Genomic DNA, 8,795 nt, shown 5'->3' with positions numbered 1-8,795 from the left:
TCCTCGGTCAAACTCAAGACGGGTTGGCTAGCCGCTTACATACAAGGCGCGACGCGCATCCTTTGACTGCTGCTCACCTGCAATCCAGTGACGTTCGCTTTCCAAATCCCATCCCGTTACATGGACAAGGACGTGGGTCAATTGCTGACCCGTAGTATCACAGCTTCTTCGCTTTCGACTCAGGGGCTTCTTTGTCGTACAAGTTATTGACCAACACGCCAGCGACGACAAAGCCACCGTCAATGGGCAACGTATGTCCAGTGATGTAACTGGCCTGATCCGAGCACAAGAATAGGATGCCGTCGGCGATCTCGTCAGGCGTTCCATAGCGATGCATTGGGACCATGCCCTCATAGGTAGATCGCGTTTCCGCACTATGGTTTGCCAGCGCAAGTGGTGTGTCGACTGGGCCGGGAGCGACTGAGTTAATCGTGACCCCCCAGGGGGCGGCTTCAATGGCAAATTGCTGCGTCATTGCAATCAGAGCCGCTTTCGATGTGCCATATGCCATTCGACCAGTGCCCGCACGAAGTCCACTGATAGAAGAGATGTTGACGATCCTTCCCCAATTCGCCTTTCTCATATGTGGCAGTACGTATTGCATCAACAGCATAGGAGCGGTGACATTCACAGCCATCGTTGTCTGCCAATACTCCAAACTACACTCAAGCGCCGGAACCATCGCGCTAATGCCTGCATTGTTCACAAGAATGTTCGGCGGACCAAACTCCTCGGTCAAAGAATCAAGCGCATCGTGCAAGCGCGCACTAACCGCCAAATCCAAGACGCAACTCGCCGCCCGCCCCCCAGCCAATCGGATTCCGCGCACAACGGCCGCCGCTGCTTCGGCGTCCCTATCGAGAACGTACACGCTTGCGCCTTGGTCGAGCGCCAGCTTTTCGGCTGTTCGCCGGCCAATGCCACTGGCGGCACCCGTTACAAGGGCAACTCGCGAAGATTTCCGTGAATTCATCAGTTGTCTCCTTCTATGTTTCCGAGGGTTATGAAAGATATTGGACGTGATCTAGCACTTTGACTTATAAAAGAAGTGTGGCATCTCAATCTCTCCACTTCCATTTGTAGAATGAGCGGCTATCGCATGAATGGCCCCCAATGCGAACTTGCGATCGAGGACTCTTTTCACGTTCGCACTGAGGACCGACTTTAGACATGAGACCACACATCCTGTGCTGGGCCAGACAAATCAACCGCGGCGTCGGTCTCGATGGACATCTCTTAGTCCACGCGAAAAACGTCGTCAATGGTGGGTGCACGCCAGAAGTCCTCATTGCTAAAAGAGTTTGCTCAGCGGATCGCACCGTGCGTCAGCAAAGATAATCGCACGCATGTAGTTACTCTTTGGCAGTGGCAGCTTCTGCTACGGCCCCACAAACTACACGCACACGCCGACCCATCCCTCAGTTACGGCTTTTGTCAACCAATTTATTGGCTTTAATCCAAGGCATCATTGCGCGCAGTTTCTCACCGACGACCTCGATTTGGTGTTCGGCGTTCAAGCGGCGTCGACTCATCAATGTAGCTGCGCCGCTGGCACTCTCGAGTACAAAGCTCTTTGCGTACTCACCCGTCTGGATGTCGGCCAGGCACTGCTTCATCGCCTTCTTTGTCTCTTCCGTGACGACGCGCGGGCCCGTCACGTACTCGCCGTACTCGGCGTTGTTCGAGATCGAGTAGTTCATGTTAGCGATACCGCCTTCGTAGATCAGGTCGACAATCAGCTTGAGCTCGTGCAGGCACTCGAAGTACGCCATTTCAGGCGCGTAGCCCGCTTCGACCAGCGTCTCGAAGCCTGCCTTGATCAACTCTACGGTACCGCCGCACAGCACGGCCTGCTCGCCAAACAGGTCGGTTTCGGTCTCTTCACGGAAGTTCGTCTCGATGATGCCGGCCTTGCCGCCGCCATTGGCAATCGCATACGACAGCGCCAGATCGCGAGCCTTGCCACTCTTGTCCTGATACACGGCCACCAGGTGAGGCACACCGCCGCCCTGGGTATAAGTACTACGTACCGTGTGGCCAGGCGCCTTCGGGGCGACCATCCATACATCTAGGTCGGCACGCGGTTGCACGAAGCCGTAGTGAACGTTGAACCCGTGAGCAAAGACGAGAGAAGCGCCCTCCCTGATGTTAGGGGCAACGTCGTTTTTGTAGACGGTTGCGATTTGCTCGTCCGGCAGCAAGATCATGACGACGTCGGCCTGCTGCACGGCCTCAGCTATCTCGGCCACCTTCAGGCCGGCTTTCTCGGCCTTGGGCCAAGAAGCACCGTCCTTGCGCAGACCGACCAGTACATTTACTCCACTGTCATTCAGGTTTTGGGCATGGGCATGGCCCTGCGAGCCATAGCCGATGATCGCGACGGTGTTCCCCTTGATCAGACTAAGATCGCCGTCCTTGTCGTAAAAAACTTTCATGAAAAATTCCTTTCGGGTAATTGCTAGAGTTATGCCACAACGCGGGTCATACCGAACATAGCGAGCGCTGCTTGGACCACATCGCTCGCCTGAATGCGAGACACGACCTCAAGCGACTGTGCATATCCAACGGGAATACGTGGGGCGCCCATCCGGGCAATGCGGCAGCCTGTTGCCTGCGCTGCTGTCGCCGCGACTTCTGCACCAAATCCCGCAACCTGCACGGATTCATGCACGACTAACAAATTTCTCGTTCGCGCGCAGTCGGCAAGTACTGTCTCACGATCCCATGGCCAAATCGAACGTAAGTCAATGACACTTGCAGAAATGCCTTCAAGAGAGAGAACGGTATAGGCGCGTCGATTATGCGTTCCGGTCCAAACTCGGCCTGAAGGCCCTTGTACTGCTGGAAAATTCCACCGCGCCCGACGTCTTCCCCTACCACCACAACGCTCGGGTCCCGCATCATTGCATCGCGAAGCGCCTGCTGGGCGGCCTCCGCGTACGTGATCGTCTTCAGTACCATGTACCTGCCCCCACGGTCTGAACGTCTGTAAATGCATCAGCAGCCGGCGGCACAGGCGAAGCCTCCGCAAAATCAAGAGCTTCTTGCAGTTCCTGTTCAACCTCCGCGTTGACGCGGTCAATAAGAACCTGAGGTACCCTCTTTTCGACGAGGCGTTTCCTAGCCAGCCGCATCGGCTCCTCTCTAGCCGCAATTTCGATATCGACGGGGTCACGGTAGGCTTGCCCATCTGAAGAGAGGTGACCATGCATTCGCCGCGTAAGAGCGTGCATTAATCGCGGCCCATCCCCGGCCCGGATTTCTCCTACTAAGCGTTTTGCCAACTCGTAAACCGCTTCAACATCGTTGCCGTCGACACTTTCGGCTGGCACCCCTAATGCAACGGAACGCGCGACCACATCCTCTTCATGTCTGCGCCCTTCGCCAGGGTATGGCCATGGCCGCGGTGACTGCTAGTCAGAAGATCATCCCGCACGAGATGGGCGCAAACACCAGCCGCAACGCCCTCCTGACCAATGGATCCGTGCAGAGGTCCACGAATCTTTGTGCGTTCGTCAATTTTCTGACCAAGGACGGCAACACCGCCAATGCTGAGTTCTTCCGCCGCGAGCTCGAATGCGCGAATGCGCGCCATGCTGCGGTACAGGGAAAGTAGTTCCATAAGGTGAGGTTGGAGAAAGAGGCGAAGAGACCTCGCCGAGGTCAGAGAGCCATTTGCCCATTGGAGCGATGCCGACGTCGAAGGATGGGAGACACTCTGCGATCGAGTCTTTTTATACGAGACCAGGCAAAACACAAGAATGCCCGCCATCGACAGGCAAGCAAACACCCGTGATGAAGCGCGCTTCGTCAGAGGCGAGGAACACAGCCGCGTTGGCAATGTCCCACGGCGAACCAGGCTTCTTCATTGGCACCGCGTTACTCCGTGCCGCGACCATCTCCTCGATCGACGAATATTGAGCCGAAATTTGCTTGTATACCAACGGGGTGTCGATGACCCCCGGCATGATCACATTCGCTCTAATTCCTTGCGCCGCATACTGCAAAGCAATGGCGACGGTCGCTTGATTCACTGCGGCTTTAGAAGCGTAATAGGCGAAGTATGAGTACCCACTCCAACGAATTGCCGACAGCGACGAGATGTTCACAATAGCGCCGCTTTGCTGTTCAAGAAAGTAAGGTAGTACTGCTCGGACTGTTCGATGTATCGAACCGACATTGATGTCCATGGTGCGCTGGAACGCCGCATCATCGAGTTCCAGAGGGCCACCCGCAGGCGCAACTCCAACGTTGTTGTGCAGGATGTCCAGACGACCGAAGTGTTGAATTGCGGTCTGTACGGCTCTATTGATATCATCGGTTTGTGTCACATCGGCAACCACTGCAATCGCGTCATGGCCTTCCGCTTGGATTACCCGTGCGGCGTCCTCCGCCGCTTCGGCAATCCGGTCGACACAAATTACTGCAGCACCTTCCCGAGCATAAGCAACGGCGGTTGCCTTGCCATTGCTCCATTCGTTTGGCGGACCTCCCGCACCGAACACTATGGCTACCTTGTTCTTCAGACGATCAACCACGGTTTGTCTCCTTAATACTTTTAAAATTTGGAAACGATCATTGCCGAAATTCCTCACGCCACGAGCGTATCGGCATAACTCGATCATCGCACCAACGATTGATCAATCGAGTAAAGCCGGATATCTCGTTTAACCTGCTCAATGAGCATGCCTCAGACCGCAGGAACAGCACCAGCCCTAACCGAATCCTCAACGCACTGCACCGAGCGCGGGCAAATAGTCCGATCGTTTTTTATTGCGGCGAAGACGGACCTCAGCTCAGCCGACACCCACACGGTTCTCTGCGCTTCCCGCTCAACCATCCGAGAGAAAAAAATTTGCCGCTGCAGTAGTCGCTACTAGAAAGTAATGGTCCGCGCCAAGCATACGGCTTCCTTTTGACAAATAGCGATCACTGCGCTTTGGCGAACTCGACAGGTTCGATCAGCAGTTCAAACGTCACAAGGACCGGATTTTCACCCCGCCGGAGACGCCCCTCACTTAGCCCACCAAGATTGTCGACAAGAGAAACGTCGATTTGGGCGGCGAAGTCGCCCTCAGTGGTCGCCGAGACCAGCCCTTCGCGAATAAACACCTCGGTCACGAAGGGAACCACTTCGCGACCGTCATCGAACGTCGCACCAATAAGACTGCCAACGCCACCGCGCACCCGAGCGCGAGTAATCCCACGCGCTCTACATTCAGCTTCAAGCGCTGTGCAGAAATCCTCGTTCGGACGTACAGACATGGCGAACGCCCCACGCTCCTGAGGCGCAAAGGCAGCATCCGCAACTGGCTCGAACAGGGAGAATCCCGTTTCTGGGCTGGCGACAACTTCGAACGATGCTCCATCAAGCAACCATACCGATGCGTCGATCGGCTCGGAAATCACGGCGTCGTTCGGGAGTACGTGGCCACCAAGTCGCCGGCCACTGGCGTCATACCAAATACCGTGGCAATGAAGCCAAGGCTGTGATTGACGCTGACCCACCGTCACCGACGCACACTCCAGTCGGATAACTCCCTGGGGCCGGTACTGCTCGCTGAAGTACACAGCGTGATTCGGCGTAGACGAAAGGGCCGGCATGCAGTACGCGAAAGGATCAAAGCTTCCACCGTGAAGCCTAGCAACAGCGCTTTTCACATGGTTAGCCTCAAGAACAGAGGCCAACGTCGGAAGCAAGGCCTCGCCCGGTGGGAGCTTCACCTGAGCGTACCGGATATCGCAGTCAGCCGTGCAGCTCCGCTGTGGGGCAACCGGTCCCGGATGCTCAATGTGACGCATCACTTTTCTCCTTCACGATTTCAAGCTCCACGGAGACACCCCGTCGCGCAAGTTCATCTTTTACCAATCGCTTAGGCACTTTGCCATAGCCCGACTTAGGGAGCTCTTCCCAAAAATAGACCCTCTTCGGAATCTTGTAGCGCGCTATACGCGTGGACATCCAGTCGAGTAGCCGCTCCTCGTTCAGAGTCGCACCCGGTCGCAACACGCATACCGCGACGCCAACCTCCCCCCACTGATGGTCAGGTAACCCGAGAACGGCGACTTCGGCAACGTCCTCATGCGTAAGAATTTTTTCTTCGAGTTCACGAGGATAGATGTTAGAGCCGCCAGAAATATACATATCCGAGTGGCGCCCGGTGAGGTACACATAGCCATCGTGGTCCATGTACCCCAAGTCCCCAGTGCGAAACCAGCCATTACGAAACGCCTTCGCATTAGCAGCCGGATCGTCGTAATAGCCGAGAAAGACTGCTGGCCCCACAACGCAGATCTCGCCAGTCTCTCCATACGCCAGTTCATTTCCGTCATCGTCTTGAACCGACACCTCAATCCCGGTACGTTCATATCCACACGTGCCAGCACGAGCCACCGCACCTTCACCGCAGTGTTCCTGCGGAGGCAAGACAGTGATGTTGCCCGTCACCTCGCCCAATCCGTAGTACTGCACCAAAACGGGACCAAGCTTGTCAAGCGCGAGCTTCTTGTCGACCTCGTACATCGGCGCACCGGCGTACACGACGTAGCGCAAGCTCGAGTGGTCGCGCAAATCGACGCTGGGGTGTTCTACCAACATCTTCAGGATGGTCGGAACCGTGAACATGTTCGTAAGGCGATACTTCTCGATCAATTCAAACGCCTGATCTGCGGAAAACTTCTCGGAAGGTAGTAGCACGGTCTTCCCGCCCCGCGAAGCCATGATCAATTGATGCACCCCGGCTCCGTGCGAAAGCGGTGCGACGACCAGCGAGCCGTCGCGGTAATCAGTTCCCGGCAACAGGTCGGACAAGTGATTGTTGACCACGAAGGCCATCTGACCATGGGTAAGAACCGCAGCCTTTGGCTTGCCAGTGGTGCCCGAGGTGAATAGGAACCAGCATGGGGTATCGCGATCCACAGCGGCATTCGGCACAGTACAACCGAGTCCTGCTTCGACTAACTCAGCAGCACGGAGGCCGCCATCACGCGGCAACTCAGCGCCCGTGAGCCAAATTACCTGCGTCCTTGGCTGCGCCTTGCAAACAGCAGCGGCGTATTCAGGGAAGTCGCTTTGACACAAGAAAACCTGGCTCTTAGCCTTGCTCGCGATATAGACAACCTCGTCGGGCATCAGTCGAAAGTTCGTCGGAACCCAGATCGCTCCGAGTCGGAACGTCGCGAACATCGACTCGAACATTTCGTTGCTGTTTTTTGAGTGGACGAGAACGGTGCATCCCGGACCGACACCACGTTCGGCGAGGGCAGCCGCAAAGGCACTCACGCGTGCGTCAAACTCAGCCCAGGTCCAAGATTTATCGCCCCAGACAAAGGCGACGTGGTCAGACAACCGGCGCGCATTGTGGGTCGACCAATAGGCCAAATTCATCACCCGGGTCGACGTCGGCGTTTGAAAAACGGCAGTCATCGCGTGCGCTCCATGATCGAAACGTAGTTTGCCACCGCAGCCCCACCCATGTTGAATACGCCAGCCAGATTTGCATTGGGCAACTGCATACCACCCGCCTCACCGACCAGTTGCATCGCTGCCATGACGTGTTGCGAAACTCCTGTCGCGCCGAGCGGATGTCCGCGAGCCTTGAGGCCACCCGAAACATTGACGGGAAGCCGGCCGTCTTTTCTTGTCGTGCCCTCCCTGATCACCCGCCATCCCTGTCCGGCTGGTGCCAACCCCATAGCCTCGTATTCGATCATTTCGGCAGTCGTAAAGCAGTCATGCGTCTCCACCAGGCTAAGATCACTTAGATCTGCACCGGCACCCGCCAAGGCCTTTCGCCACGCGTGGCGCGCACCTTCAAATGCTGTCGGATCACGTCGCGACAGCGGCATAAAATCGTTCACCTGCACACGCGCCCTGAAGCCAATCGCCCGGCGCAGAGTTGCCGCCGTCTCTTCGTCCGCAAGGACCACTGCGGCAGCACCATCCGAAACCATCGAACAGTCGGTACGGCGCAGCGGACCAGCAACCAGCGGATTGCGCTCCGATACCTCATTACAGAAATCGAAACCGAGATCCTTGCGGACATGTGCAAACGGATTCTCCAATGCGTTCGCATGGTTCTTCGCGGCAATCATCGCCAGCTCTTCACTGTGGTTCCCGTACTTGTCGAAGTACGCCTGCGTGATTCGCCCGAAAATTCCTGCGAAGCCGGCGGGATTGTCCTCTTCTTTGCGATAGCACCCACTGAGCAAGATCCCCGGGATGTCACGTGAGGAGACGGCGGTCATCTTCTCTGCGCCAATGGCGAGCGCAATCCTGCCACGACCGCTCTCGATGAAGTCCGCCGCACTGTAGATCGCGGCAGTCCCGGTCGCGCACGCATTTTCCACGTGAAGCGCCGGAGTGAAGCGCAGTCCCGCGTTACCAAGCGCGACGAGCCCTCCCTCGAATCCCTGCGGCGTCAGCCCGTTGTTGAAGACGCCTACCGTGATGGCGTCAACTTCCGATGGCGCAACCTGGGCATGGTCAAGCGCAGCTGTAGATACGCGAGCAATCAGCGACTCGACGTCTGCATCGTCGAGCTTGCCGAACTCCGTATGAGCCCAGCCAACAATAACGGCACGTTTAGCCATGAACCAATCTCCTGATGAACAAACCGAATACCAACTTTGTTATTAGTTGGTCCGCATTTCGGACCTGCGTCTCGATGGTACAAACCTTTATTTGACAACGCAAGTTTAGGTGCTTAAATGCTTTCACGCAAATAAGTATAGATACTGGTCCGATATTTGGACCCACCAATCAAGACCATTTGCTAGAGGCGATCCACATATCG

The 8,795-nt window shown here is 56.3% G+C and carries 10 protein-coding genes; all 10 read right to left on the bottom strand.

Features of this window, described 5'->3' with window-relative positions:
- Positions 1-157 precede the first annotated feature (157 nt).
- Positions 158-973 carry an SDR family NAD(P)-dependent oxidoreductase gene (locus NQV17_RS37460; protein WP_257776107.1) on the bottom strand — a complete coding sequence of 272 codons (816 nt, stop codon included), beginning with the start codon at positions 971-973 and terminating at the stop codon, positions 158-160.
- A 445-nt stretch (positions 974-1,418) separates the two neighbouring features.
- Complete coding sequence (ilvC, locus tag NQV17_RS37455) at positions 1,419-2,435, bottom strand: ketol-acid reductoisomerase (protein ID WP_124665596.1); 1,017 nt, start codon at positions 2,433-2,435, stop codon at positions 1,419-1,421.
- A 29-nt stretch (positions 2,436-2,464) separates the two neighbouring features.
- Positions 2,465-2,734 carry a transketolase C-terminal domain-containing protein gene (locus tag NQV17_RS37450; protein ID WP_257776109.1) on the bottom strand — a complete coding sequence of 90 codons (270 nt, stop codon included), beginning with the start codon at positions 2,732-2,734 and terminating at the stop codon, positions 2,465-2,467.
- A complete protein-coding gene (locus NQV17_RS37445; RefSeq protein ID WP_257776108.1) occupies positions 2,674-2,901 on the bottom strand; it encodes a hypothetical protein in 228 nt (75 codons plus the stop codon). Before NQV17_RS37445 ends, NQV17_RS37450 begins: the two co-directional genes overlap by 61 nt.
- A gap of 50 nt (positions 2,902-2,951) precedes the next feature.
- Positions 2,952-3,359 (bottom strand): thiamine pyrophosphate-dependent enzyme, encoded by a 408-nt coding sequence (locus tag NQV17_RS37985; protein WP_308237857.1) that lies wholly within the window; start codon positions 3,357-3,359, stop codon positions 2,952-2,954.
- A complete protein-coding gene (locus NQV17_RS37980) occupies positions 3,335-3,595 on the bottom strand; it encodes a thiamine pyrophosphate-dependent enzyme (RefSeq protein WP_308237858.1) in 261 nt (86 codons plus the stop codon). Before NQV17_RS37980 ends, NQV17_RS37985 begins: the two co-directional genes overlap by 25 nt.
- 139 nt (positions 3,596-3,734) lie before the next feature.
- On the bottom strand, positions 3,735-4,538 hold the full coding sequence (locus NQV17_RS37435; RefSeq protein WP_257776106.1) for an SDR family NAD(P)-dependent oxidoreductase: 804 nt from the start codon (positions 4,536-4,538) through the stop codon (positions 3,735-3,737).
- A gap of 391 nt (positions 4,539-4,929) precedes the next feature.
- On the bottom strand, positions 4,930-5,409 hold the full coding sequence (locus NQV17_RS37430) for a PCC domain-containing protein (protein ID WP_257776105.1): 480 nt from the start codon (positions 5,407-5,409) through the stop codon (positions 4,930-4,932).
- A 379-nt stretch (positions 5,410-5,788) separates the two neighbouring features.
- Positions 5,789-7,426, bottom strand: a complete 1,638-nt coding sequence (locus tag NQV17_RS37425; protein WP_257776104.1) for an acyl-CoA synthetase — start codon at positions 7,424-7,426, stop codon at positions 5,789-5,791.
- Positions 7,423-8,592, bottom strand: coding sequence for an acetyl-CoA acetyltransferase (locus NQV17_RS37420; protein ID WP_257776103.1), 1,170 nt, complete (start codon positions 8,590-8,592; stop codon positions 7,423-7,425). The genes NQV17_RS37425 and NQV17_RS37420 overlap by 4 nt, the downstream gene beginning before the upstream one ends.
- Positions 8,593-8,795: the final 203 nt, after the last annotated feature.

This window comes from Burkholderia sp. SCN-KJ (assembly GCF_024656005.1).
Classification (GTDB): Bacteria; Pseudomonadota; Gammaproteobacteria; order Burkholderiales; family Burkholderiaceae; genus Burkholderia.
This window is presented reverse-complemented; position numbering and strand designations above follow the sequence as displayed.

Excerpts from the sequence above, each read along its gene's own strand:
- NQV17_RS37460 (WP_257776107.1), bottom strand. The coding sequence starts at position 973 with ATGAATTCACGGAAATCTTCGCGAGTTGCCCTTGTAACGGGTGCCGCC.
- ilvC (WP_124665596.1), bottom strand. The coding sequence starts at position 2,435 with ATGAAAGTTTTTTACGACAAGGACGGCGATCTTAGTCTGATCAAGGGG.
- NQV17_RS37445 (WP_257776108.1), bottom strand. The coding sequence starts at position 2,901 with ATGCGGGACCCGAGCGTTGTGGTGGTAGGGGAAGACGTCGGGCGCGGT.
- NQV17_RS37980 (WP_308237858.1), bottom strand. The coding sequence starts at position 3,595 with ATGGCGCGCATTCGCGCATTCGAGCTCGCGGCGGAAGAACTCAGCATT.
- NQV17_RS37425 (WP_257776104.1), bottom strand. The coding sequence starts at position 7,426 with ATGACTGCCGTTTTTCAAACGCCGACGTCGACCCGGGTGATGAATTTG.
- NQV17_RS37420 (WP_257776103.1), bottom strand. The coding sequence starts at position 8,592 with ATGGCTAAACGTGCCGTTATTGTTGGCTGGGCTCATACGGAGTTCGGC.